The organism is Thalassococcus profundi (assembly GCF_003344785.1).
Taxonomy (GTDB): domain Bacteria; phylum Pseudomonadota; class Alphaproteobacteria; order Rhodobacterales; family Rhodobacteraceae; genus Puniceibacterium; species Puniceibacterium profundi.
This window is the reverse complement of the sequence record NZ_QPMK01000016.1, coordinates 70,505-95,025: the sequence shown is the minus strand read 5'-3', so window position 1 is coordinate 95,025 and position 24,521 is coordinate 70,505. Positions and strand designations below refer to the sequence as shown.

The 24,521-nt window shown below is 66.0% G+C and carries 26 protein-coding genes; 24 read left to right on the top strand and 2 right to left on the bottom strand.

The features are described 5' to 3' along the window. Positions 1 to 7 precede the first annotated feature (7 nt). Positions 8 to 427: a hypothetical protein gene (locus tag DU478_RS17495; protein WP_147276374.1), complete on the bottom strand. Its 420-nt coding sequence runs from the start codon at positions 425 to 427 to the stop codon at positions 8 to 10. Between DU478_RS17495 and DU478_RS17490 the strand changes: the two genes are divergently transcribed. From DU478_RS17490 to DU478_RS17380, 24 genes are all read left to right on the top strand, one after another. Further along, positions 405 to 1,556, top strand: coding sequence for a phage head morphogenesis protein (locus DU478_RS17490; protein WP_114512255.1), 1,152 nt, complete (start codon positions 405 to 407; stop codon positions 1,554 to 1,556). The genes DU478_RS17495 and DU478_RS17490 overlap by 23 nt on opposite strands. Before the next feature lie 121 nt (positions 1,557 to 1,677). Next, positions 1,678 to 2,193, top strand: a complete 516-nt coding sequence (locus DU478_RS17485; protein ID WP_114512254.1) for a phage virion morphogenesis protein — start codon at positions 1,678 to 1,680, stop codon at positions 2,191 to 2,193. A 103-nt stretch (positions 2,194 to 2,296) separates the two neighbouring features. Continuing rightward, positions 2,297 to 3,343 carry a phage protease gene (locus DU478_RS17480; protein WP_114512253.1) on the top strand — a complete coding sequence of 349 codons (1,047 nt, stop codon included), beginning with the start codon at positions 2,297 to 2,299 and terminating at the stop codon, positions 3,341 to 3,343. Next, positions 3,343 to 3,774 carry a hypothetical protein gene (locus tag DU478_RS17475; protein WP_114512252.1) on the top strand — a complete coding sequence of 144 codons (432 nt, stop codon included), beginning with the start codon at positions 3,343 to 3,345 and terminating at the stop codon, positions 3,772 to 3,774. The genes DU478_RS17480 and DU478_RS17475 overlap by 1 nt, the downstream gene beginning before the upstream one ends. 12 nt (positions 3,775 to 3,786) lie before the next feature. Next, positions 3,787 to 4,683 carry a Mu-like prophage major head subunit gpT family protein gene (locus tag DU478_RS17470; protein WP_114512251.1) on the top strand — a complete coding sequence of 299 codons (897 nt, stop codon included), beginning with the start codon at positions 3,787 to 3,789 and terminating at the stop codon, positions 4,681 to 4,683. A gap of 14 nt (positions 4,684 to 4,697) precedes the next feature. After that, entirely contained in the window at positions 4,698 to 5,147 is a 450-nt protein-coding gene (locus tag DU478_RS17465; RefSeq protein ID WP_114512250.1) for a hypothetical protein, read from the top strand. 77 nt (positions 5,148 to 5,224) lie between these two features. After that, complete coding sequence (locus tag DU478_RS17460; protein ID WP_114512249.1) at positions 5,225 to 5,653, top strand: gp436 family protein; 429 nt, start codon at positions 5,225 to 5,227, stop codon at positions 5,651 to 5,653. Further along, positions 5,653 to 6,081, top strand: coding sequence for a phage tail terminator protein (locus DU478_RS17455; RefSeq protein WP_114512248.1), 429 nt, complete (start codon positions 5,653 to 5,655; stop codon positions 6,079 to 6,081). Before DU478_RS17460 ends, DU478_RS17455 begins: the two co-directional genes overlap by 1 nt. Beyond that, positions 6,081 to 6,224: a hypothetical protein gene (locus DU478_RS23175; RefSeq protein WP_199488367.1), complete on the top strand. Its 144-nt coding sequence runs from the start codon at positions 6,081 to 6,083 to the stop codon at positions 6,222 to 6,224. Before DU478_RS17455 ends, DU478_RS23175 begins: the two co-directional genes overlap by 1 nt. Further along, entirely contained in the window at positions 6,225 to 7,157 is a 933-nt protein-coding gene (locus DU478_RS17450; RefSeq protein ID WP_114512247.1) for a phage tail tube protein, read from the top strand. A 19-nt stretch (positions 7,158 to 7,176) separates the two neighbouring features. Next, positions 7,177 to 7,506, top strand: a complete 330-nt coding sequence (locus DU478_RS17445) for a hypothetical protein (RefSeq protein ID WP_114512246.1) — start codon at positions 7,177 to 7,179, stop codon at positions 7,504 to 7,506. Between the two features lie 101 nt (positions 7,507 to 7,607). Further along, a complete protein-coding gene (locus DU478_RS17440) occupies positions 7,608 to 7,856 on the top strand; it encodes a DUF1799 domain-containing protein (RefSeq protein WP_233501392.1) in 249 nt (82 codons plus the stop codon). Between the two features lie 58 nt (positions 7,857 to 7,914). Beyond that, a complete protein-coding gene (locus tag DU478_RS17435; protein WP_158545806.1) occupies positions 7,915 to 10,281 on the top strand; it encodes a phage tail length tape measure family protein in 2,367 nt (788 codons plus the stop codon). Then, positions 10,278 to 10,697: a hypothetical protein gene (locus DU478_RS17430; RefSeq protein WP_114512243.1), complete on the top strand. Its 420-nt coding sequence runs from the start codon at positions 10,278 to 10,280 to the stop codon at positions 10,695 to 10,697. The genes DU478_RS17435 and DU478_RS17430 overlap by 4 nt, the downstream gene beginning before the upstream one ends. After that, on the top strand, positions 10,694 to 11,218 hold the full coding sequence (locus DU478_RS17425; RefSeq protein ID WP_114512242.1) for a hypothetical protein: 525 nt from the start codon (positions 10,694 to 10,696) through the stop codon (positions 11,216 to 11,218). The genes DU478_RS17430 and DU478_RS17425 overlap by 4 nt, the downstream gene beginning before the upstream one ends. After that, positions 11,215 to 11,619 carry an NlpC/P60 family protein gene (locus DU478_RS17420; RefSeq protein ID WP_114512241.1) on the top strand — a complete coding sequence of 135 codons (405 nt, stop codon included), beginning with the start codon at positions 11,215 to 11,217 and terminating at the stop codon, positions 11,617 to 11,619. The genes DU478_RS17425 and DU478_RS17420 overlap by 4 nt, the downstream gene beginning before the upstream one ends. Further along, positions 11,616 to 14,978, top strand: a complete 3,363-nt coding sequence (gpJ, locus tag DU478_RS17415; protein ID WP_114512240.1) for a TipJ family phage tail tip protein — start codon at positions 11,616 to 11,618, stop codon at positions 14,976 to 14,978. The genes DU478_RS17420 and gpJ overlap by 4 nt, the downstream gene beginning before the upstream one ends. A gap of 9 nt (positions 14,979 to 14,987) precedes the next feature. Next, positions 14,988 to 17,279 carry a sialidase family protein gene (locus DU478_RS17410; protein ID WP_114512239.1) on the top strand — a complete coding sequence of 764 codons (2,292 nt, stop codon included), beginning with the start codon at positions 14,988 to 14,990 and terminating at the stop codon, positions 17,277 to 17,279. Between the two features lie 12 nt (positions 17,280 to 17,291). After that, positions 17,292 to 18,182 (top strand): LamG domain-containing protein, encoded by an 891-nt coding sequence (locus tag DU478_RS17405; RefSeq protein WP_114512238.1) that lies wholly within the window; start codon positions 17,292 to 17,294, stop codon positions 18,180 to 18,182. Between the two features lie 246 nt (positions 18,183 to 18,428). Continuing rightward, positions 18,429 to 20,255, top strand: coding sequence for a DNA methyltransferase (locus DU478_RS17400; RefSeq protein WP_114512299.1), 1,827 nt, complete (start codon positions 18,429 to 18,431; stop codon positions 20,253 to 20,255). Between the two features lie 376 nt (positions 20,256 to 20,631). Beyond that, the gene (locus DU478_RS17395; protein ID WP_114512237.1) at positions 20,632 to 21,132 is read left to right on the top strand and encodes a type III secretion system chaperone family protein; all 501 of its coding nucleotides are present in this window, start codon (positions 20,632 to 20,634) and stop codon (positions 21,130 to 21,132) included. 80 nt (positions 21,133 to 21,212) lie between these two features. After that, positions 21,213 to 21,962 carry a type I methionyl aminopeptidase gene (gene map / locus DU478_RS17390; protein ID WP_114512236.1) on the top strand — a complete coding sequence of 250 codons (750 nt, stop codon included), beginning with the start codon at positions 21,213 to 21,215 and terminating at the stop codon, positions 21,960 to 21,962. 51 nt (positions 21,963 to 22,013) lie between these two features. Then, positions 22,014 to 22,826, top strand: a complete 813-nt coding sequence (gene proC, locus DU478_RS17385; RefSeq protein WP_114512235.1) for a pyrroline-5-carboxylate reductase — start codon at positions 22,014 to 22,016, stop codon at positions 22,824 to 22,826. Next, a complete protein-coding gene (locus tag DU478_RS17380; protein WP_114512234.1) occupies positions 22,819 to 23,157 on the top strand; it encodes a tRNA-binding protein in 339 nt (112 codons plus the stop codon). The genes proC and DU478_RS17380 overlap by 8 nt, the downstream gene beginning before the upstream one ends. Positions 23,158 to 23,235: 78 nt before the next feature. Here the strand turns inward: DU478_RS17380 and DU478_RS17375 are convergent, their stop codons facing one another. Next, positions 23,236 to 24,495, bottom strand: coding sequence for an NAD(P)/FAD-dependent oxidoreductase (locus DU478_RS17375; protein WP_114512233.1), 1,260 nt, complete (start codon positions 24,493 to 24,495; stop codon positions 23,236 to 23,238). Positions 24,496 to 24,521: the final 26 nt, after the last annotated feature.

Sequence of the window (24,521 nt, the reverse complement as noted above, 5' to 3'; positions counted from 1 at the left end):
ATCGCGCTCAGTGCATCCGCCCGCGATCTTCGAGAGCTTGGCGCCTGCGTTGAGACAGCGATATCAGCGCGTCTGACCTATTCAGAATTTCGGCGACGAGCTTCTCGTTTAGCCGTGTCGAGGATGAACCGGAAATCCAGTCCTGCGGTACCGGAGATGGATCGCCCTGTTCGATCGACTGCCGAATGACGAATATCCAGCAAATCAGCAGCTCTCTCAAAGCGGTCTTGGCCGGGATCGGCCACGTCATCGCCGACTGCGCTTTCAAGGTGCGATTTTCGGAAAGCTTCGCCAGTGCCGCCTCGAAGTCCGGAGTGGTGCTCGATACAGGTTCGCCGGAGAACATCGCTTGCGCAAATCCGAACAGTATCGCTTCGAGATCCTCACCCATGGAGACATGGTAGATGGCACCTCCTGATTCGCCCATTGCCATTACCTTCCGTCGCCCGTTTGCCGAACAGGTCGCGGCCTTCCGTGCGCGCCTGGGTGATCTTGTTCCGACCAGCCGCTGGGACGACATCAAGCGCAGCGCGCACGACCGCGCCTTCATGGTGGCAGGTGCCACGAAGGCCGATCTGCTGGCCGACCTGGCCACCGCCGTCGACAAGGTGATCGCGAACGGCACGAGCCTCGAGGAGTTCCGCCGCGATTTCCGCGAGATCGTCGAGCGCCGCGGCTGGCACGGCTGGACCGGTGAAGGCACGAAAGCCGGCGAAGCCTGGCGGACGCGGGTGATCTACCGGACCAACATGCGCACGAGCTACATGGCCGGGCGCTATGCTCAGCTGACCGAGGGCAATTACGCCTTCTGGGTCTACTTCCACGGCGGATCGGTGGAGCCGCGTCTCGACCATCTGTCCTGGAACGGCATCGCCCTGCCGCCGGACCATCCGTTCTGGGCCGCGCATTTCCCTCCCAATGGCTGGGGCTGCAGCTGCTCGGTCTCGGGCGCGCGGACCCCTGCCGGCGTTCGGCGCCTGGGCGGTGATCCGGACAAGGAGCTGCCCGACGGCTGGCAGTCGATCGACCCGCGCACCGGCGCGCCCCGCGGGATCGGCAAGGGCTGGGACTATGCGCCCGGCGCCACGGTCAGCGATACGGTTCTGGCATTGCGAGACCGGCTGGACCGCCTGCCGGACCAGCCGTCGGTCGATCTGATCCAGGACTGGTTACGCGAAGGCTTCGAGGCGTGGTTGAAGGATCCGCGCGGGAACTGGCCTATGGTGCGCCTCTCGGCCGAGGATGCCGCCTCCCTGGGTGCGCAGCGGCGCGTCGCCGATATGAGCGAGGAGACCGCAAGGAAGCAGCTGCGCGAACATCCGGAGCTGACGCCGGCCGAATACGCCATGGCGCAGCTGGCGGTCGACGAAGCAACGCACCGCGTCCGCGACACGCCGCGCAGCATGGTCTTCATCCGCGATGCCGATGACGGCCACCTCGTTGTCGTCAAAGCGACCAGCTCCGGCCAGGGCCTGTTCCTGACAAGCTTCCGGCGGATGAGCGGTGACCCATTCCTGCGCGCTCAGGTCATTCGGCGGTTGCTGAAAAGAGGATGATGCAGGCGGTGGGGCCCCGCTTCCAGCTTTCGCCGGCTACCCCACATAGCGCTCCGATCCGAAGATCGTGCTACGGCCGCGAGAATATTACCGTGTCACGCCTGCAAAGAGGGATATACGCATGATCCGCCACGAACTCAAGGAAGACGAGATCACCGAAGGGCTGACGCGGCTCGCGGCGGCGCTGACGGACATGACGCCGCTGATGCAGGACCTGGGCGAGCTGATGGTCCGAAGCACGGAACAGAACTTCGCCACCGGCACCGATCCCGAGGGCAACGCCTGGGCGCCGCGCAAGCCCTCGACCCTGGCGGCCTACGCCAAACGCGGCGACACGCCCGGCCCGCGCCCCCTGATCGGTCCCAGCAAGAGCCTCTCGACCACGATCAGCCACGCCGCCACCGCCACGTCGGTCGAATGGGGATCGAACATGATCTACGCCGCCGTGATGCAGCTGGGTGCTGCCCAAGGGGAATTCGGCGCGCGGATCGGCAAGGACAAGAACGGCCGGGATTTCTTCATGACCATCCCCTGGGGCGACATCCCGGCCCGGCCCTTCCTCGGCGTCGGCCCGACCGACCGCGAGAACATCCTCGAGACGATCACCGAATACCTGGGCACTGCCGCCGGGGATTGACGCAGGCGGCACCGCGGATCAGGGTAGCGTGAGTACGGCACTTGTCGTCCGGTCAACCTGTTGACAATGTTTCGGGTGCGGTCCGCGCGGCAAAGATCGCCGCATGGACAAGACACCCATCGCCCTCTCCGTCATCGAACTGCCCGCGCCCAGCGGCGAAGCATCGGTGCCCGAATGGGTCCACCTGATCCCCAAAGGCGAATTCCGCGCCGTCGATGGCCGCGGTCCCTGGCGCTATGAAGACGCGGCCGAAGTGATCCGCCTCAGCTTTGCCAGCCACAAGCGCCTGCATATCGACCTCAACCATTCGACCGAGACCGCCGGCAAGCTGGGGCTAGATGCTCCGGCCGTCGGCTACATCGTCGAGATGGAAGAGCGCGAGGATGGCATCTGGGGGCGCGTGGACTGGACACGTCGCGGCACCGAGCTGCTGTCGGATCGGGCCTATTGGGGCATCTCTCCCGTCATCCTGCCCGACGCCAAGGGCAAGCTGACCGCCATCGCCCGTGCGGCGCTGACCAACGATCCCGCCGTGCGGGACCTCACCCCTCTCAGCAGGAAGGACCAAGATTCCATGCTCCAGAAACTGGCCAAGATGCTCGGCCTGGCGGAGGACGCCACCGAAGAGCAAGTCATGGCGGCGCTCGAAGCCAAGCTCGCAGCCGACAAGCCCGACAGCGAGGCGCTGAGTGCCGCCCTGTCGCCCATTGCCGTGGCCCTGGGCGTCGAAGGCGATGCCACACCCGAGGCGCTCGTCGCCACTGCCAAGGGCCTCAAGGCCGGCGCCGGCGAGCAGGCCGAAACCCTGACGGCGCTGCAGGCCCGGCTCGACAAGCTCGAAACCGGCGGCAAACAGGCCGCTGCCGAAGCCTTCATCGACAAGGCCATCGCCGGCAAGCGTGTCGGCGTGAAAGGCGCGCGCGCCGAATACGTCGCGCTGCACGTCCAGAACCCCGAGCAGGCGGAGAAGATCATCAACTCCCTGCCGCAGCTGGGCGCCACCCACACCACCCTCGTCGCCCCGGCAGCGAAGGATGGCGCCATCGCGCTGAGCGCCGAACAGACCCAAGCAGCGAAGCTGCTGGGCATCCCGGCCGATGAATATCTCAAGACGCTCAAGTCCGAGCGTGATGCACAGGAGACGCTCTGATGCCCGCCCTGACCCAGGACCGCAACACCGCCCGCCTTCAGGGCGACAAACGCACCGGCCTTGTCGCCGCGGCCACCACGCTCTTCGCCGGGGCGATCGTGATGCGCAACGCCGCCGGCTACCTGGTCGAAGGCCAGACCGCCACCGGCCTCGTCGGCGTCGGTCGGTCCGAGGCGCGGGTCGACAACAGCGCCGGCGCCAATGGTGATCTTCGCGCGGAGTATCTGCCGGGCGTGTTTCACTTCGCCAACTCGGCCGCCGCGGACGCGATCGCCATCGGCGACATCGGCGCGGTGTGTTTCGCCGTCGATGACCAGACCGTCGCCAAGACGAACGGGTCCTCCACCCGCTCCCCTGCCGGCATCGTCGAGGATGTGGACGCCACCGGCGTCTGGGTCCGCTTCGACGAAGCCCTGACCAACGCCTCCTAAGGAGATCAGACCATGCTGGTGAATGCCGCAAACCTCGACACGCTGCGTGTCGGCTTCAAGACCAACTTCCAGAACGGCCTGGGCCAGGCGCCCAGCATGTGGTCGCGCGTCGCGACCGAAGTCCCGTCGATGACCAAGGAGCAGAAGTACGGCTGGCTCGGCAAGATGCCCAACGTCCGCGAATGGATCGGCGCCCGCGCGGTGCAGAACCTGTCGCAGCACGATTATGCCATCGCCGAAAAGGCCTGGGAACTGACCATCGGCGTCGATCGCGACGATATCGAGACCGATAACCTCGGGATTTACGCCCCGATGTTCACCGAGATGGGCATGTCCACAGGCTCCAAGAAAGATACGCTGGTTTTCGCGGACACGCTGAAGCTCGGTTTCAGCCAGCCCTGCTACGACGGCCAGAACTTCTTCGACACCGACCATCCGGTGCTGGACGAAAAGGGACAGGTGATCTCGGTCGCCAACACCGACGGTGGTTCCGGCGCACCTTGGTTCCTGATCGACGACAGTCGTGCGCTGAAGCCGATCATCCTGCAGAAGCGCCGCGACTTCGAGTTCGTCGCCAAGGACAAGCTCACGGATGACGCGGTGTTCAACAACAAGGAGTTCCAGTACGGGGCCGACGCGCGCTTCAATACTGGCTTCGGCTTCTGGCAATTCGCGTGGGGCTCCAAACAGACGCTGAACGCGGCCAACTACGCCACCGCACGCGCCGCGCTGCAGGGCATGAAGGGCGATTACGGCCGCCCGCTGGGCATCATGCCCAAACTGCTGGTCGTGCCGCCCGCGCTGGAAAGCGCCGGCCGCAAGATCCTCAACTCCGAATACGCCGCCGGCGGCGAGACCAACGAGTGGAAAGGCACTGCCGAACTGCTCGTGGTGCCGTGGCTGGCGTAAGGGAGGGTCTTGCGATGACCGAGAAGACCGCAGAGCGCGAGGCGCTGGAGGCCAAGGCCAACGAGCTGGGCGTCAAGTTCGCCGCCAACATCGGCGACGATACCCTGGCCGCACGCGTGGCTGAGGCAGAGGCAGCGCGGGGGGCTGCCGCCGGATCGGACGCGTCCGAGACGGCGCCGGCGGGGGCTGAGGGCGCCCCCGCCGGGACCGCTGCGGACCTGGCGAAGGACCAGGGCGCGGAAGTGGCGGCGATGGTTTCCCAGGCGAAAGAGCTCGGCTTGGGCATCGCCGACATGATCGAGGTGATCGGACCGCGCCAGGGCCGCCGCCGCGCCGGCCGTGCCTTCGGGCCGGAACCGGTTCTGATCCCGATGGACGAGCTGACCGAGGCCGATCTTCAGGCGCTCGAGGACGATCCGCTGCTGATCGTCGCCTGGCATCCTGCCATCGCCGCGGCGGACTGACCGCCGCATCAAGGCGACACCTTGCCCGGCGGCGATGGCATATGCCGCCGGGCCTTTCCTGACCGAGGACACGAGACGTGGCTTACACTTCGCTTGCAGACCTGATCGACCGGCACGGTGAGCGCCAGCTCATCGGTCTCACCGATCGCGGCGACGTGGCCACCGACATGATCGACACCGACGTGGTCGATGCGGCGCTGGCCGATACCGATGCCCTCATCAACGGGCACCTGGCGGCGAAATACCAGCTGCCGCTCAGCACGGTCGACCCGCTGATCCGCGACCTGGCCAAGGCCATCGCGATCTACAAGCTGCATGTCTATGAGCCCAACGGCAAGATCGTCCAGGATTACAAGGACGCCCTGGTCACGTTGCGCGACATCGCCCGCGGCGTGGTCCAGCTGCGCGCCGACGGCGTCGCGCCGGCGACCACCGGCGGCGGCGGCGCGCAGGTCACCGACCGCGAACGCCCGATGACCGAAGACAGTCTCAAGGGGTTCATCTGATGATCGACGACGTCATCGCCCGCCTCGAGGCGCAGGTCGCAGAGCTGCAGAGCCGCACCTTCGGCGCGGCCGAGTTCACGACGCTGATGCAGCGCAAGAGCCTGCCCGCCTTTCCCGTCGCGGCCTACGTCCTGCCGCTGGGATTGCAGGGCAGCGCCGCGACCGCTGCCGCCGGTCGGTTCATCCAGCCGATCCGCGAGAGCATCGCGGTAGTGCTGATCGTGAATTCGCTGGACCAGCTGGGTGCCAGGGCGCTGCAGAGGCTGCACCCGATGCTGCGAGAGATCATCGAGGCCGTCGCCGGCTGGGCGCCGGGCGACCAAGCCGGCGTCTTCGAGCTGACGCGCGCCAACATCATCGATCCGGGCGTCGGGCGCCTCGCCTACCAGATCGAATTCTCCATCTCCGACCAGCTGAGGATCTTCTGATGCCCAAGACGAAAAAGCCCGCTCTGCCCCAGTCCGGCGGCAGCTATCTGCGCGACGACAAGGGCCAGCCGCGCCCCACCGCCAATCCGAAGAGCAAGCCTGCCCCGGAAGGCAGGGCGTCCCAGACATCCGAGGAGGCATAAATGTCGCTGTTCTTCCGCAAGAAGACCTTCCTGGCAAAGATCGAGACCACCTACGGCACCGATGCTGTGCCGACGGGTGCTGCCAACGCGATCCTCGCCACGGAAATCGCAATCCGCCCGATGGAAGGCTCCGACCAGGACCGCAACCACGACACGGTCTATCTCGGTGCGTCCGGCACGATCCCCTACGATCTGCACATGGTCATGACCTTCAAGGTCGAACTGGCCGGATCGGGCACCGCCGGGACCGCGCCCGCCTGGGGACCGCTGATCCGAGCCTGCGGCGTGGCGGAAACCGTCGATGCCGGCACGGATGTCACCTACAACCCGATCTCCGGCACCTTCGAAAGCGCCACCTTCTATCTCAACATCGACGGAACGCTCTACACACTGCTGGGCGCACGCGGTAATTGCGAGATCACCGTCAACGCCTCTGGCATCCCCTATCTCGAGTTCACCTTCACCGGGCTCTGGACCAAGCCGTCGGCGCAGGTGTTGCCCACCGTGAACCTCGACGGTTTCCTCAAGCCGCTGATGGCCTCCAAGGCCAACACGCCCGGCTTCTCGATCAATGCGGCAAACCACGTGTTGCGCAGTTTCAAGCTGGGCTTCGGCAACGAGGTCGAGCCGCGCTTCCTGATCGGCGCCGAAGAGATCGCCATCGTCGATCGGTCGGACATGATCGAGATGCAGATCGAGGCGACGCCGCTCGCGACGCTCGACCCCTTCGCCCTGGCGCGGGACCAGGCGACGGTCGAGATCGACCTCGTGCATGGCACTGCCGCCGGAAACATCTGCGCGCTCAACATCCCCACCGCGCAGATGCAGCGCCCGCAGGGCGTGACCGAGGCGCAGAAGATTAAGGAATGGCCGCTCCGGCTGAAGCCGCTTCCAGGCGCCGGCAACGACCAGTGGACCCTCACCCTCACCTGACCCTGCAAGGACCCCGCCCATGTTCAAGATCGCCAAGACACCCCGCTTCACCCATGTCGTGCCGATCAAGGTGCCGGTCGACGGCGGCTTCGACGAACAGACGATCCGCGCCACCTTCGAGGTGATCACCGACGACGAGTTCGCCAGCTTCGACACCATGACGGCCGAGGGGCTGAAGGACCTGGTCCGGAAAATCCTCGTGCGCCTCGACGACATGGTCGACGAGCAGGACAAGCCGCTGCCCTATTCCGAGGATTTGCGCGACCAGCTGCTGGAGCTGCCCTATATGCGCCTCGGTCTGCTGCGTGGCTACCAGTCGGCGATGATCGGCGCCAAGGCGGGAAACTGAGGTGGGCCGGGCGCGCCTGGGCGCTCGGCGAGCTCGAGGATGATACCCGTGCCGACGAGGAACTGGCGAAAGACGCCGCCTTCTTCGGTATCCCTCTCGAGTTGCTCACCGCGGACCGCCGGGACGATGACGGCGTCTGGCCCGATCACGTTGCCGCCCTGCGCGCCTTCCTCGCGGTCCAGAGCCAGTGGCGCGTCACGCTCGGCCCGCGCGGCTGCGTTCACCACGGCCTGGACTACGCCGGCGCGGAGGCCGGGCTGCGCCTTGCCGGGATCGATCCGGACCCGGATCTCTGGACGCAGGTGCGGATCATCGAAAGCGGTGCTGAAGCCGCATTGAACGAGGCTTGAAATGACGTTCCGGTACGCAGTTTCGCTGGTCGCGGATGGCAAGCAGGCCAAGGCCGAGATGCAGTCCGTCGCCCGCGAGGCGCGGGACGTCACAAAGGCGTTCGACGCGATCTCTTCGAAGGGACGCGGTGCCGCCACCGCGCTCGATGCCATGGGCGACGAGGCGCTGCAGACCGCCGGCGGGCTGGACGCGGTCGCCGCCGCAGGTGACCGCGCCGCCCAGGGCGCCCGTGGCGTCACGGAAAGCCATATCGTTGCTGCAGGGTCCGTCGGCAACCTCACAGCACAGTTCAACGACATCGGCGTGATGCTGGCCGCCGGCCAGAACCCGCTTCAGCTCGCGATCCAGCAGGGCACCCAGATCGGCCAGGTGTTCCAGCAGTCAGGCGCCACGGGCCGCGACGCATTCAAAATGCTACTGAGCGGCGCGACGGCGATGCTGAGCCCGATCAACCTGATTACCATTGGTTCGATCGCGGCCGGTGCGGCGATGTACCAATGGCTGAGTTCGTCTGGAGAAGAAGCCGAGAGCCTGGAAGACATCCTCGAACGGCTGGGCGGTCGGGTCGATGATTTTCGGGACCGCGCCACGCGGTCGGCGTCGGATATCCGGGAAGAATTCGGCAACATCTCCCCCGAGATCGCCAGGATGATCCAGGACTTGCAGGACATCGGACGGGAGGGCATCGAGGCAGACGCAAAAAACGCCGCCGAAGCTCTCGTGCAGAATATTGGGCAATCGGCACTGGCGTTCGCACGGGAATTGAGCCGAGCTGGCAACGATGGTGCATCGGACGCAATTCGGTCGTCTCTGAGCGATTTGTTCTCGGCAGAAGAGATTTCCGGCCAGATTGCAGGCATCGAAAAGCTGTTGGCTACGGTTGATGCCTCTGCACGGGCCGCGGGTGGTCTGAAAGAGGAATACCGTGCTTTTCGAAACGAGGTTGTTCAAACCGAAGAAGATCTGCGCGCGGCGGAGCAAAGCCTGATCTCGTCCGGTCTTTATGCCGCAGAGGTTGGCGCGAACCTGGTGCAATCCGCGCGCGAGTATTTGAACACGCGGCTGGAACAGTGGTCGGCTGCGCAAGACATTCTGGCTGGGCTCCGCGAAGAGAACGAGATCCAACGCCTGTCTCTTCAACACGGAGCCGAAAGCGTCGAGGTCGCCGAAGCGCGCGCGACTGCCGCCCGGCGCGCATTTGAAGCGGAAATTGAAGCACTGGGCGTCACCGGCGATCTTGCAGACGAGATGCGGCGCGCATTCGAGCACAAACAGGCGCTCTCACTCCTAGACATCACGAGCGGTATTTCGTCGGCAGCATCCGAAGCAGAGCGTCTCGCGAATTGGCTCGGAATTGCCGTGTCGCGGGCTCTGGCGATTTCGACAACAACACCTGCGATGGCCGATGAAGACGCGGTCATGGGGCAGCAGGTTATCCCCGACGCCAGTGTCCGGGCGCGCCAGCGCCAAGCGGTTGCGAACTTTGACAGGATCACCACTCCTAGAGGGAGCAGCGGGTCCCGCGGCGGCGGCGGCGGCGAGCGCGACAAGGCCGCGAAGGAGCTCGAGCGCCAGCGGGAGGCCGTCGAGCGGCTCATCGAAAGCGAACAGCGCCAGCTCGACATTCTGCGCGAGACCGACCCGGTCCAGAAGGAGATGCTGCGCAACCGCGAGACGCTTGCGGCCGCAACCGAGGCCGAGCGCGCCCAGATCGAAGAGATCATCGCCACCCGCCAGCGCGAGGAACAGGCGATTGCCCGGACGCAGGAGCGCGCGGAGTTTTTCCAGCAGACCAGTTATGACGCGCTGCGCGGGCTGATCCGCGGCGGCGACGAGGCCGCATCCGCCATCGACCGTATGGCCGCGGCGCTCGAGGACGCGGCGCTCCAGGCGCTCTTGCTGGGCGAAGGTCCGCTCGCCGGGCTGCTTGGCGGCGGCAGCGGCGGTGGGCTCATCGGCGTGATCGGCTCCGCCCTCGGTCTGGAAAGCGTGCCGCAGAACGCCGACGGCGGCATGCAGTACGCCCGTGGCGACAGCCGGTCGGACGGCGGTTTGAGCTGGATCTCGTCGGGGGAGTTCATCGTCAACGCCCGCGCCACCTCGCAGAACCGAGCGCTGCTCGAGGCGATCAACAGCGGATCGCTGAGCATCGGGAGCAGCTTGCCCGCCTTTGCCGCCGGCGGCGCCTTCGGCGGTGGTGCGGCGATGCCTGCCGACGGCGGCCGTCCGGTGATCCAGCTGATCGACCAGACCGGGCGGGGCGTGAACGTGACCGCCGAAGAAGACACGCTGCCCTCGGGCCAGCGCCGCACCCGCTTCGTCCTGGCGGATGCGGTGGGCGATGCGCTGACCATGCCGGGCGGCCGGGCGCGCCGCGCGCTAGGCTCGGCCTACGGGCTGAAAACCACGGGGCCGAAGCGATGACCGTGCTCGACTGGCCTGCGACCTTGCCCCGTCCGCTGCGCAGCGGCTACCAGGGGCAGCTCGTTGACCCCCGGCTGGCGAAGAACGCCGAGGTCGGCCCTCCGGGATATCGTCGACGCTATTCCAGCGTCCCGCGCACGGTTGCCATGTCGGTGGTCGTCTCGCGCAGCCAGAAGGCCGAGTTCGAGCAGTTCCACGTCGAAACCCTGCGCCACGGCACCTTGCCGTTCTGGATGCCCGATCCCACCACCGACGGCTGGGCGCTGCTGACCGATACCGGTGCCCCGCTGCTGACCTCGGCCGGCGCGCCTGTATCGCTTGCGGCGCGCTGGCTCTGCCTCTTCGGCACGCCGCCGAGCGAGACGTTGCGCGGGCAAAGCTTCACCCTGTCGTTCAACATCTCGGTGATGCCATGAGACGGATTTCGCTCAACGCCCGCCGAGGCTTCGACGCCGCGAACACCGCGGAAGTCGATATCGCGCTGTTCCAGTTCGAGCATCCCGCGCTCGAGGCGCCGATCCGTCTCTCGACCGATCCGACCGAGAGGTTGTCCGTCGAGCCGCTGCTCTACGGCACCCGATCGACCTGGCTGGACCCGAGCCCCTCGGCCGAGCCGTTCCTCTTCGCCCTGGTCTCGGCCGAGCTGCCGGGCGACCAGGAAGACGCGCCGGCCTCCGGTGCCCTCGTGCTGGAGAACGTCGACAACCGCATTGCCGAGGTTCTGCGCAGTTTCACCGACCGCGCGACGGTCCACATGGCGGTGGTCCGGTCGACCGATCCGGACCTGGTCGAATACCAGTACCTGGGCCTGAAGCTCATGCAGGCGGGCGGAGATGCCGGCGAGGTGACGCTGACGCTGTCGCGGGCACCGATCGAGGACGAGCTGGCGCCGATGGACCGCTTCACCAAGGACCGCTTTCCGGGGCTGTTCCGATGAGCTGGTCTGACCGCTACATCGGGATCCCTGCCAAGGACCTCGGGCGCGACTGGGACGGCGTCGATTGTTGGGGGTTGGTGCGCCTGTGCCTCTGGGAAGAGAAGCACATCTCCCTGCCGTCATACGTCGGCGACTACACCTGTACCGAAGAGCGCCGCGAGATCAGCCGCCTGATCAACGCGGCCGAAGCGCGCGGGCCGTGGCTGCCTCAAACCGTGATCCGGTCCTTCGACGTGCTGGTCTTCCGCCAGGGCCGGCTGCGCAGCCACGTCGCGATCGCCGCCACAGCCCGGCACATGCTGCACGTTCACGGCGAGGACCAGTCTAAGCTCGCGGACATCCGTGATCCGTATTGGTCCGCGCGCCTGGTCGGCGCTTTCCGCCACGAGGCCCTGACATGACCCGCGCGGGGCAAAAGGTGCTTCTGGCGCCCTTCGCCGATCCGGGCGAGGCGCGGACGGCAATAACCATGCCCGAGGGCCTGACCGTCGGCGAGATCGTTGCCGCAGCGCTTCCGGGTGCAACGGCCGGGGATCTCGGCGAGCTGCGAGTCGTGCTGGTCTCGACCGAGGCGTCACGTCCTGTACCGCAGCACCTCTGGTCGCACGTTCGACCGAAAACCGGCATCCAGGTGGTGCTGCGCATGGTGCCGCGCAAGGACGGGTTGCGGTCGATCCTGCTGGCCGTGGTTTCCATCGCCGCCATTGCCCTGGCACCGACCGTCGCCGGCGCGCTGTTCGGCACCGGCTACACCGCCGCCCAGCTCAGCCTCACGGGCCTCGGGCTGCAGCTGGCCGGTCGGTTGCTAGTCAACAGCCTTGTCCCGCCGACCCCGCCGCCTGACAATCGCACGGATCGTCCCGCCTCCACCTATGCGCTGACCGGCTGGTCCAACCAGGTGCGCCGCAACGAGGCGATCCCCTACCTGCTGGGTCAGCACCGCATGGCGCCGCCCTTCGCCGCCACCTCCTACACCGAGATCGTGGGCGACGATCAGTATGTGCGCGCGCTCTTCACCTTCGGCTACGGCCCGGTGCAGATCGAGGACCTGCGCCTGGGCGACACGTCGATCGACGACTTCGACGACATCGAGGTCGAGATCCGCGAGGGCCGGCCGAACGACGATCCAGTGACCCTCTACCCGCAACAGGTGCTCGAGGAGCCCTTGGGCGTCGAGCTCGTCCGGCCTTTCCCGCGCGACGACGCCGGTGAGATCGCGACGGGCGATCCCATCGAGACGCCGGTGGTGCGCACCACGGCCGACGACACCGACATCGTGAGCCTGATCTTCGGCTTTCCGAGTGGTCTGTTCTACGTCAAGGACAATGGCGATTTGCGTTCGCGCCCCGTCGACATCCGCATCCGCCAGCGCCTTCCCGGCGGTGAATGGAGCGAGGTCGAGACCCTGAGCATCGTCGCACAGAAGCGCGAGGGGTTCTTTCGGCAATACACCTGGCAGCTGCCCAGCCGGGGCCGGTGGGAGATCGAGGTCACGCGCATGACGCAAGAGCGGCCCGACACGCAGACCTCGGACCGCAGCATCCTCTCGGCCATGCAGTCGGTCCGCCCGGAATATCCCATCGCCTTCGACAAGCCTCTGGCCCTCGTCGCGATGCGCATCCGCGCGACGTTCCAGCTGAGCGGGCAGCTCGACGACGTCAACGCTGTTGTGCGCCGCTGTGCGCCGGACTGGACCGGAAGCACCTGGGCCGAGGGTCTGCCGCGCAATCCGGCGGCGGCGTTCCGCGCCGCCCTGACCGGTCCGGCCAATCCCTATCCGGCGGATATCTCGGAGCTGGACCTCGATGCGCTGGCGGACTGGCACGACTTCTGCACCGCGCGCGGCTTCAAATACGACCGGGTGCACGAGGCCGACGAGACGCTTGGGATGATGCTGCGGATGATCGCCCGCGCGGGCCGCGCCACCCCGCGCCACGACGGACAGAAATGGACCGTGGTGATCGATCGGCCCGACCAACCGGTGATCGATCACGTCAGCGATCGCAACGCCCGCGCCTTTGCCTGGGAGCGCAGCTACCAGGAGCCGCCCGACGCGATCAGGGTGCAGTTTGCGGATGAGACGAACGGGTACCAGCCGGCCGAACGGATCGTGCGCTGGCCGGGACATACCGGCCCGATCGACCTGACCGAAGACCTGCCCCTTCCCGGCAAAACCGATCCCGTCGAGATCTGGCGCGAGGCGCGCCGCGCACAATACGAGGTCATTCATCGCCCCGATGTCTTCACCTGCATGCAGGACGGTGCCGCGCGGGTCGCGACCCGCGGCGACCTGGTGATGGGATCGTTCCAGACGCTGGACCGGACGCTGGTCGCGGCGCGGGTGGTGCGCGTCGAAGGCAGCGTGATCGAACTGGACGAGCGGATCGAGATGGACCCGGCTGAGGTTTACGGCCTGCGCTTCCGGGTCCATGCGGACGAGGACGACAGCATCGGCACCTCCCTGGTGCGCGAGATCGCGAACACCGGAACCGAGACCGCGCTTCTGCGGCTGATCGTGAGTGATGCGATGCCGGCGCCCGGCGACGTGGTGCATGTCGGGCCGCTTGCGACCGAAAGCCTGCCGATGAAGATCCTCGAGATAGAACCGGCCGAGGATTTTTCGGCGCGGCTGTCGCTGATCGCCGCCGCACCCATCATCGACGCGCTGGCCGATGCCGAGGTGCCGCCCGCCTGGTCGCCGCGCGTCGGCGCTCCGATCGCGCTGCCCGCCTCGGCCCTGCCCGCCCCGCGCATCACCCGCATCGCGAGCGAGCCGGTCTACGCATTCCCGCTTCCAGGCGCTGGCGACCCGGAAGCACAAGAAGCGCCGATCACCGTTCTGCTGGCGCCAGGTGTGTCCGGAGCGGTGTTGCTCAGCTCCTACCGGATCGAGCACCGGCTGCAAGGCGCGCCAGCCTTCGACAGCGTGACCCTGCCCACCACCAACGGCGGCGCACAGATCGACGGCTACATGAGCGGCCAGGTGGTCGAGCTGCGCGCGATCTCCATCGCGGCCAATGGCGCGGAAAGTCCGGCGAGCCCGGCCATCCTGCACACCGTCGGATCGGGCGCGGCGCCCTTGCCCGCGCCGCTGGATCCGGGAACGGTCACCGCCCAGGGCGGGCCGGGCTTCGCGGCGATCACCGTTCTGCTGCCCATCGGATCGGCGACGACTGCCGTCTCGGTCTTTCGGACGGCGCCGGGTGTAGCGCCCGATCTCGACACCGACCGGATCGGCAGTCCGGCCGCGATAACGCCCGGCACGGCGCTCACGCTCTACGACGGCGATGCGACCCGCACCAACGCGGTGAGTGGTGGCGATTTCGCGACCGGCGACGACTGGACGGCCGCCGGCGGCTGGACCATCGCGGGCGGCAAGGCCACGCATACGCCGGGCAGCCTGGGCACGCTCGATCAGCCGCTGAGCCTCACCGCCGGCACCACCTACCGCTGGTCGATGACCGTGTCCGACCGCACCGCCAGCTCGGTCTATCTGCGCATCGAGGGCGACACCGATGTCGAGACGGCGTCGGTTGCCGACAACGGCTTTGCCTCCGGCACCTTCGTGGCGCCGGCGAACGTCACCGGGGTCACCGTCGTCGGCCGCAACTCCTTCGACGGGTCGGTCGACGACATCGCGATCTACGCGCCTACGCCGACCAGCGCCGCGCAGGGCGCCGTCGACTACTACGTCTCCCCGCAAAACGTTGACGATGTTCTGGGCGCGCTCGCCGGACCATTTTCAACCGTGATTTCATGAGGGTTCAACATGGCTGAAAGCGGCGTCAAATCGACCAGCGTCGGCATCAAGACGACACTTGATGAGGTTCTGGGCAATTCCGGCGGATCGACCGGCCGCCAAGCTGTGACCGACCTTGGGACCCAGCTCCTGGGGACGACCGCCATGTCCGTTGCCTTCGCCGCCAAGGCCGACGCCGAGCCGACGAATGCACGGCTCGACACGCTCGAGGAGCAGGCCTTCACCAATGCGCCGGTCTATCCCGACACAGCGGCCGGGCTGGCGGCGACCGTGGAGGGGGCGCAGTTCAACGTCGCCAACGCCGACCCGGACATCTCTTACGACACATATCGTCATGACGCGGGGCCGGTAGCCACGCTGATCACCACCGTGCCGTCGCCCGCGGCGCTGGTCGCGCGGCTTGCGACGGCGGCGAACCTGGGCGACGTGCTGGACCCCGCCGCTGCGCGGGGCAACATCGGCGCGGCCTCGGCCGAAGCGGTGACGGCCGTCGCTGAAAAGGTGCCGGAGGTGCCGCGCATGGTGTTGGTGGCGGACGATGTGGCCGGGCTGCGCGACGGCGACAGCGTGGTCACAGACGCGGATGGCGGCGTGGTGCGCCTCGACGCGCTGGCGCAGGTGACGCGCACCAACGACGCGGTGGATGCGCTGGCGCGGGACCAGGGGCGCTGGGTGCTGACGGTCGATCCGCTGCTGAAGGCGGCGGGCGCCGCAGTGACCGACGCGGCCGGCAAGGTCGTGAGCCTGAGCCAGCCAGCCGTTCTCGGTACTCCGCGCTACGTCTTGACTGCCGATCCGGCGCTGGCCGGCATGGGCGTGGTGCAGACCGACACCGCCGGCAAGGTCATCCAGGCCAGTCCAGAGCTGCCCGCCTACGCCGCCCGCGCCGATGCCGAGGTTCCGCCGCTGTCGTCGGAACTGCTGGCCGCGGCCGGGATCGGCCTTGCCGACGAGGCCGCGGCCTGGCGCGCCGATCTCGAGTTGAACGGCCCGCCCGACGAAGACCCGCTCAACACCCCCGGCGGCCCGGTCACGGTGATCACCGACCCGGCCGCGATCAACGCCTACCTGCCGATGGTCAACCGGATGGACCCGGTGGGGACGCACACCTATCGCAGCGGCCGGCTCTGGCGCGGCTACTACGGCAACAACGGCCCGCTCGGCACCAATCCCGAACACACCGGCTACGACATGTTCATGCTGATCGAGATGTGCGACGACGATCTCACCGGCACGCCGCCCGCGACCGATGGCGCGACCGACGATTTGAATTGGCACCCGGTCGCAATCGTCCACTACGCGGGCGATCCGAACGCGCTCGTGCAGGATTGCCAGTTCTTCTACACCCACCAAGGCTACCTGGTCTTCAGCATCGCGTTCAAGCTGGGCAGCGCTCTGCACACCAACCGCGCTTGGGTGATCCAGAACCCGGACACCGGGACGCCGCCTGATTTGGACCTCGAGACGCCCGGCACCTTCGTCATCGGGCCGCAGACGTTCTTCGGCTATGGCTTCGCCTTCCAGTCGCATTACGAGGGGTCGGAACATCGGTTCTTCGTGTCGGGGTTCCCTGATTCCTCCGAACCGCGCAACAAGGACCGTATCCCGCGCTATTGCCGCCTGCGCCTGCACGAGACCAAGGTGCAGGGCGTCGTCACGGAGGTCCGGGCCCATGCCGAGGTGATCAGCGAGCTGCCCGCGCTGCTCGACCGGGGCATCGAGGACTTCCCCGAACCCTGTGCCGTGCCGGTTGGCGGCGACGAGCTCTGGCTGATCCAGCGCACCGATCTAGGCACCTACGAGCGGCGGTCCTACGACGGCGGCAAGCACTGGTCGGACGAGGCGCCGTCCTATGCCGAGCGCGAGCTTGCCAGCGCCAGTTCCAAGTCGACCATCGCGCGCAGCCCCTCTGGGCGGCTGGTCTGGGGCTTCAACAACAACAATGGCCGGTTCGACATGTCGGTCATGCTGAGCCTAAAGGGCAGTGACGGGCGCGACGCGTTGTGGCTGCCGCCGCTGCTGCTGGACGGCCGGGCGCGGCCCAAGGTCACCTATCCCAGCATCGTCTTCCTGCGCGACAGGCTGGGCCGCTACACCGGGCGCTTTGTGGTGATGTACGACCGCGGCCGGTCCGAAACCTACGTGGGCCAGAGCGGCGGCACCGTCGCCGCCGGCACGCCAGGCAGCACCACCTGGAACGAGCTGATCACCGCGCTGGTGATCGAAGACCTGGCCGCGGCAAACGCGCCGGATGCCTTTTACCGCTACACCACCAACCCCGGCGTCGCCCTGCCGGCCTAAAGGAGCAACACCATGCCCGCGAAATACGTCCTCGAACAGAAAGTCACCAACGGGTCGGTCATCGCGCCGGCCGGGGCCGCGCAGCTCTACACGCCCGCCGAGGGCGCGCTGCTCGACCTGCTGGGCCAGCCCGCCTGGCGCGAGAAACCCAAGAGCTGGTTCGGCGGGCTTTACGCCGATGACGAGACCGGCTCCGACGGCTTCATCGTCAACGTGCCGGGGCATGTGATGGGCCTCGACGGCCTGCCGCAATACCTGATCCGACACCCCGAGGACACCACCAGCGCGCAGCGGGTGCCGCGCAACGCCGGGACGGACGGCCGGTTCAACATGGGCCAGGCGTCGCCCGCCACAACGCCGGTGGCCATGGGGACTTTGCTGTCCTCGGCCAACGCGGTCCTGCCCGAGGTCAGCACCGATGGCGTAAACCGGATGACCGTGGCGCTACTGATGCAGCAGCCCGCGGGCAGCGGCGGCTTCGCGATCTCGGGCGACACGCTGGGGGACGGCAGCAACATCATGGCCATCGGCTTCGGCGGTGCGGGCGAGATCAACGCCTACACCCGCCGCAACGGCCCGACCCAGCTGACCGCCACCGTGACCGGCGCCAATGGCGGCGGCCTGATGGCGCTGGTGGTCGAGTTCACCGGCCTCGCCACCGCCAATATCTACGTCAACGGCGTCTTGCAGGCGGTCAGCGGCACCCCCAACTGCGGCCCCGTCGCCGCCGGCCAGCGCTTCCGCATCGGCTCGATCCGGACGGACGTGGGCAACAGCTTCTCCACGCCCCTGGACGGTTTCATCGAGGAATTCCTGGTCTTCCCCTCGACCGGCGCCGAGATCCGCACCGCGGTCCGCAACCTGTTCCTCGAGCGGCATCCTGGGATGACGATCGCGGCGTAATCGGCGGCGTGTCGCTCGGGAGAGGTTGCGCTTGCGGCCGGGCCAACTGGAGAGATCAACGAGACCGAATTTAACCGGACTTCAAGATGATGGGCCTATGCCGATAATCGACGGCATATGCTGGTTGCACCGTTACCATGAACCTTGGCGAAATTTAAATGGTGCTATTTTTGCTTGGAGAATGGCGTCCACTTTGCGGAGTATCTTTGCGCGCATGTCGCGCCACCCTGGGGGGTGGAGATCGAAATGAAGAACGCGTTTTATTTTGGCGATAATCTGCACATCTTGCGGGAATACATCCCCGACGAGAGCGTCGATCTGATCTATCTGGACCCACCGTTTAATTCGAACGCGAACTACAACCTTCTTTTCAAAAGTCCAGACAAGAGCAAATGGGCGGACTCCCAGATCGCGACATTCGACGATACCTGGTCATGGGGAGATGCGGCAGAGGAGACTTTTGAGGATGTGCTGGCGATGCCTGGCAAGGCAGCGGACGTTCTGAGCTCGCTGCGTCTCATTTTGGGCACGAACGACATGCTCGCATATCTAACCATGATGATCGCACGATTGTTGGAACTGCACAGAGCTTTAAAACCTAGCGGAAGCCTGTACCTTCACTGTGACCCGACCGCGAGCCATTACCTGAAAATTGTTCTGGATTCGATATTTGGACCGGGTCAGTTCGGCTCAGAGATTTGCTGGAAGCGCTCCTCTGCGCATAACGATACTGCACAAGGTCTGAAAAACTTCGGGCACGTGCATGACACCCTTCTCTACTACAGAAAATCACGCAAATGGGTTTGGAACGCTCAATTTACACCTTATTCCGAAGAGTACACGGGGCGGGATTACAAGCTTATCGATGAAACCGGCCGCCGCTTCAGAAGAGGTGATTTGACTGCGGCCAAAGACGGTGGAGACGTTTCCTACGATTGGCGTGTGAAGAAGCCGGTCGCCGCTCGTGTCCGTTGGACCGCCGACACCGACGATGAATGGCTCAATCCAAAAAGAGGCTGGGAGTACAAAGCGGTTCAACCGTACTCTGGCCGATTTTGGGCTTATTCGCTGACGAACATGAAGATCATGGCTCATGAGGGCCGGATCAGGCATACCTACGACGGCATGCCGGAATACAAGCGCTTTCTTGACGAGATGCCAGGCGTGCCGCTGCAGGATCTGTGGTCCGACATTTCATTCCAAAAGGGAGATAAGCGTCTTGGATATCCTACACAGAAACCAATCACTCTGTTGCAGAGGATACTCGAAACATCTTCAAATCCTGGCGACGTCGTACTTGATCCGTTCTGCGGCTGTGGCACCACTCTACACGCAGCTGAGGAGCTGGGCCGCAAATGGATCGGGATCGACGTGGCGGTTCAATCGATGCATGTCGTTCAAGACCGCTTGAAACACCATTTTCCGAACGTAAAATACGACGTTTTCGGCATCCCGAAGAGCGCCGACGGTGCAATGTGGCTGGCCGAAAACCACCCTTTCAAGTTCGAGGAATGGGCGGTTACAGCTTTGGGTGCAATGCACTCTGGCAAGTTCCGGGGAGATGGCGGGATCGACGGAACATTCTACTATCTAACAGCCAGCGATGATCGTAGCCGAGGGATCGTCTCTGTAAAGGGTGGGCGCAGTCTCAACCCAGGGATGGTTCGAGATCTTGGCGGGACGGTTCAGACCCAGCGCCGATTGACCAAAGACGACAAGGCCATAGGCGTATTGGTTTGCGCGCACGAACCGACAAAGGGCATGCGCGATGCTGCGCGGGAATTCGGCAAGGTCGATACCCTCTTCGGTCCGATCCCGGCCGTTCAGATTATCACCATCGCCGAGATGTTCGCGGGAGCGGTGATCAACGTGCCGGCGATGCTGGATACAGTGACGGCGGCGGCGATCGGACGAAAGAAATCGGCCAGAGCCGCCTTCAAAAACCCCCGCGACCTCGCTCAGCGAGAAATGCTCTTGGCGATCGCCGGTGGCAAGGCTCAGGAGCTTACCGCAGAGCTTCCGGAGGACGTGCCAGTCATGCCATCCTTCAGAGAGCGACGGGCAGCAGGTTGAAAATGCGGTTTGAGGGCTTCTTCACAACTTCTTCAAACGGCTCCGCCTGAAAAATCGTCTGCTGCAATTTTGCGTGTCAAACTCTGTAAAACCTGATGTCACGCTACAGCCACACCGGCCTTCGCCTGCAAGCCCGTCTCCCACGCGCCCCCCTGCGACACAGGTTCGTGCAACTGAACATGCCGCTATTTAGGCATCACCCCCGCTTCATCCACAACTTATCGTCTTATCCCCAAAAATATAGCTTTACAGACGCTACCCGACACAGGCACCATATCTGGTAAGGGACGTGGGAACAGCCCCCGTTCCTAGAGCAGGCACCTAGCGATTGGGACACTGCCGAACCCGGTCGCTACACAACAACAGAGGTGGCGCCATGGCCCTGTCCGAGCAGTACCTGGAAGAGGATATTCACCCGATCGACATCGTCGAGCATCTGGCCGAACACCATGACTGGGATTTCGAGCGCATCGCCGATGACCAGATCGCCATGGCGGTCGAAGGCCAGTGGCGCACCTATTCGATCACCCTGGCCTGGTCGGGCTACGACGAGACCCTGCGGCTGATCTGCACCTTCGAGATGGAGCCGCCTGCGAACAAGTTGCCGCAGCTTTACGAAGGGCTCAACTCGGTCAACGACCAGTGCTGGGCCGGGGCGTTCAGCTACTGGGCCGAACAGCAGCTGATGGTCTACCGCTACGGCCTGGTCCTGGCGGGCGGCAACGTCGCGAGCCCCGAGCAGATCGACACGCTGATCACCGCCGCCGTGCTGAGCGCGGAACGTTACTACCCGGCGTTCCAATTGATGGTCTACAGCGACAAGACCCCCCGCGAGGCCCTGCAGGTGGCCATTGCGGAGGCGTACGGGCGCGCGTAACTCTCCTCCCTGACGCGCGTTGAAAAGGGCCGGGCGACCGGTCCTTTTCTTGTCGGACGTACGAAAACGAGGATCAGGACATGACGATCACCAAAGCCGAAGAGCTTGACGGGCTCAAGGTCATCGGGCGCATCGTCGCCAACACCCTGCAGGCCATGGCCCGTGCCATGGAACCCGGCATGACCACGCGGGACCTCGACGACATCGGGCGACGGTTGCTGGAGCGCGACGGCGCGATTCCGGCGCCGGAGGACACCTACGGCTTTCCCGGTGCCAGCTGCATCAGCGTGAACGAGGAAATCGCCCACGGCATCCCCGGCGACCGTGTGCTGCGGGCTGGCGACCTGGTGAATATCGACGTTTCGGCCTCCAAGGATGGGTACTTTGCCGACACCGGCGCCTCGTTTCGCATGGCGCCGGTCAAGCCGTCGGTCGACCGGTTGTGCCGCGATGGCCGGCGGGCCATGCAGATCGGCATCGCGCAGGTGGGCAGCGACCGGCCGCTGGCCGGGATCGGACGCGCCATCGGACGTTTCGCCGAGGCGCGGGGTTACACTCTGATCCGAAACCTCGCCAGCCACGGTGTCGGCCGCGCCCTGCACGAGGCGCCGGGCGAGATCCCGACATGGCCGGTCCTGGGCGACCGCCGGCGGATCAACCACGGGCTGGTGCTCACGGTCGAGCCGTTCCTGTCCCGAGGCGGCCTCTGGGCGACCGAGGGCGAAGACGACTGGACCCTTTACAGCGCCCCGCCGGCGCCGGTAGTCCAGTACGAGCACACGGTCGTCGCGACGGACCGAGGTGCGATCATCGTGACGCAGCCGGGCTGAACGGGGCGTCGGAACACGCCACGCAGCCAGCGGGACGCGCAGGAGAGCATCATGAAGGATACGCAAATTGCGAAGCGCGGGCTCGTGCTTCTGGGCTGCGGCAAGATGGGGTCGGCCATGCTCGAAGGCTGGCTGGACCGGGGCCTGCCCGCCGGATCGGTCTGGGTCATCGACCCCAACCCGTCGGACTGGCTGCAGGGCACGGGCGTGACGCTAAACGACGGGCTACCCGACGACCCGGCGCTGGTTCTTGTGGCGGTGAAACCGCAGATGATGGGTGATGCGCTGCCGTCGCTTCAGGCCCTGGGCAATGGCACGACGCTCTTCGTCTCGGTCGCCGCGGGCATTCCCATCGCCACATTCGAGCGGCTGCTGGGGTCCGAGACGCCGGTCGTCCGCGCCATGCCCAACACCCCCGCCGCCGTCGGCCGCGGCATCACCGCGATCATCGGCAACGCCCACGCGGACGATCTGCACCTCGACCAGGCGGACCTGCTGCTGAGCGCCGTGGGCGAGGTGGTGCGGCTCGAGGACGAGAGGCAGATGGACGCCGTGACAGGCGTCAGCGGCTCGGGTCCGGCTTATGTCTTTCACATGATCGAATGCCTGGCCGCCGCCGGAGAGGCCGAGGGGCTGGCGCCGGACCTTGCGCTGCAACTGGCGCGGGCCACGGTTGCCGGGGCCGGACAGCTTGCCATGTCGGGCGAGGATCCGGGCCAACTGCGCCGCAACGTGACCAGCCCCAACGGCACGACCCAGGCGGGTCTGGAGGTGCTGATGGACGAGGACAAGGGCCTGCCGCCGCTGATGCGCGCCACCGTCGCCGCCGCCGCCCGCCGGTCCAGGGAATTGGCCGATGGCTGAGATCAGCTACGACGATTTCGCCGCAGTCGACATCCGCGCCGGGCGCGTGACCCGGGCAGAGCCGTTTCCCGAGGCGCGTAAACCGGCGATCAAGATGTGGATCGATTTCGGCCCCGAGATCGGTGAGAAGAAGACCAGCGCCCAGATCACGGTGCATTACACGCCCGAGGCGCTTGTCGGGCGGCAGGTCATGGCGGTGGTGAACTTCCCGCCGCGCCAGATCGGGCCGTTCATGTCCGAAGTGCTGGTGCTGGGCGTCTCGGACGCGGATGGCGCCATCGTGCTTCTGGCGCCTGATCGCGACGTGCCTTTGGGCGGCAGGATGCACTGAAACGCCGAACGGCGCGCCCGGTTCAGGAGCGCGCCGCCGGGAGTCGGGGGCCACAAGGCGCCGCCCCCTGAACCGTGATCAGCCGAACATGTCGGAGGTGATGCCCGCGTACCAGCCGATGCTTTCCTCGTAGGTCGCCTCGCGCAGGGCCGCATCCTCGCCGGTGTCGCTGATGAACCCTCCAGTGCTGGCGATCTTTTCCTCGGTCGCCTCGTAGGACGCGCCGACCTTGACGCCGTTGTTCTCGGAAATGAGCGACCAGCAGGTGTTGGAGAAGCGCGCCGGGAAGACCTGCGAGTCGGTGAGCGCGCCGCGCACCGCCATGGCGCAGACCTTGGCCTGGCTGTTGGCCGAAAAGCCCGATTTCGGCATGTCGCCCTGCGCCGCCGCATCGCCGAGGATATGGATGTTCTCGTCCATCCGGCTTTGCATGGTTTCCGGCACCACGGGCGCCCAGTTGCCATCCGTCAGACCTGCGCTCTCGCAGATCAGACCGGCCTTCTGCGCCGGGATGACGTTGACCACAGCGGCGTTCACCACCTCGCCGTCGATGTCGACGGTCATGTCGGTGGGGTTCACCGACGTGTTCTCGGCCCCGAAATCCGGCCCGATCCGGGTGATCATGCCCGAGTAGTGCTGGTTCCAGCCTTCCTCGAACAGCGCCTGTTTCGAAAAGCTCTCCTTGGGATCCGAGATGATGATCTTGGCCGTGGGATTGTTGGCCTTGAGGTAGCTCGCCACCATCGACACGCGCTCGTACGGCCCGGGCGGGCAGCGGTAGGGGTTGGGCGGCGCGACCATGACGAAGGTGCCGCCTTCGGGCATGTCTTCAAGCTGGGCCTTCAGAAGCTCGGTCTGCGATCCGCCCTTGTAGGCGTGGGGCATGGCGTTCTGCGCGGCCAGCGACCAGCCCTCGACGGACCCGTCGACGAAGTCGATGCCGGGGCTCAGGATCAGCCGGTCGTAAGGCACCGATCCGCCGCCCGCCAGCGCCACGGTCTTGGCGTCGCGGTCCACGCCGGTCGCCCAGTCGTGCACGACGTTGATGCCATACTCCGACGCCAGCGTCCCGTAGGAATGCGCGAGGCTTTCCAGCGTGCGGAAGCCGCCCAGGTAGAGGTTCGAGAAAAAGCAGGTGTAGTAGCTTCGCGACGGTTCGATCAGCGTGACGTCGATGGCGCCTGCGCTGTCCTTGGCGATGTAGCGCGCCGCCGTGGCGCCGCCCGCGCCGCCGCCCAGGACGACCACGCGCGGTTTGCCCTGTGCGCGGACCATCGGGGCCGCCAGGCTCAGCGCAGCCGCGCCGGTGCCCAGAAATCCTCTTCTGTTCAATAACATGGTAACTCCTCCCTAAATCGGTCCGG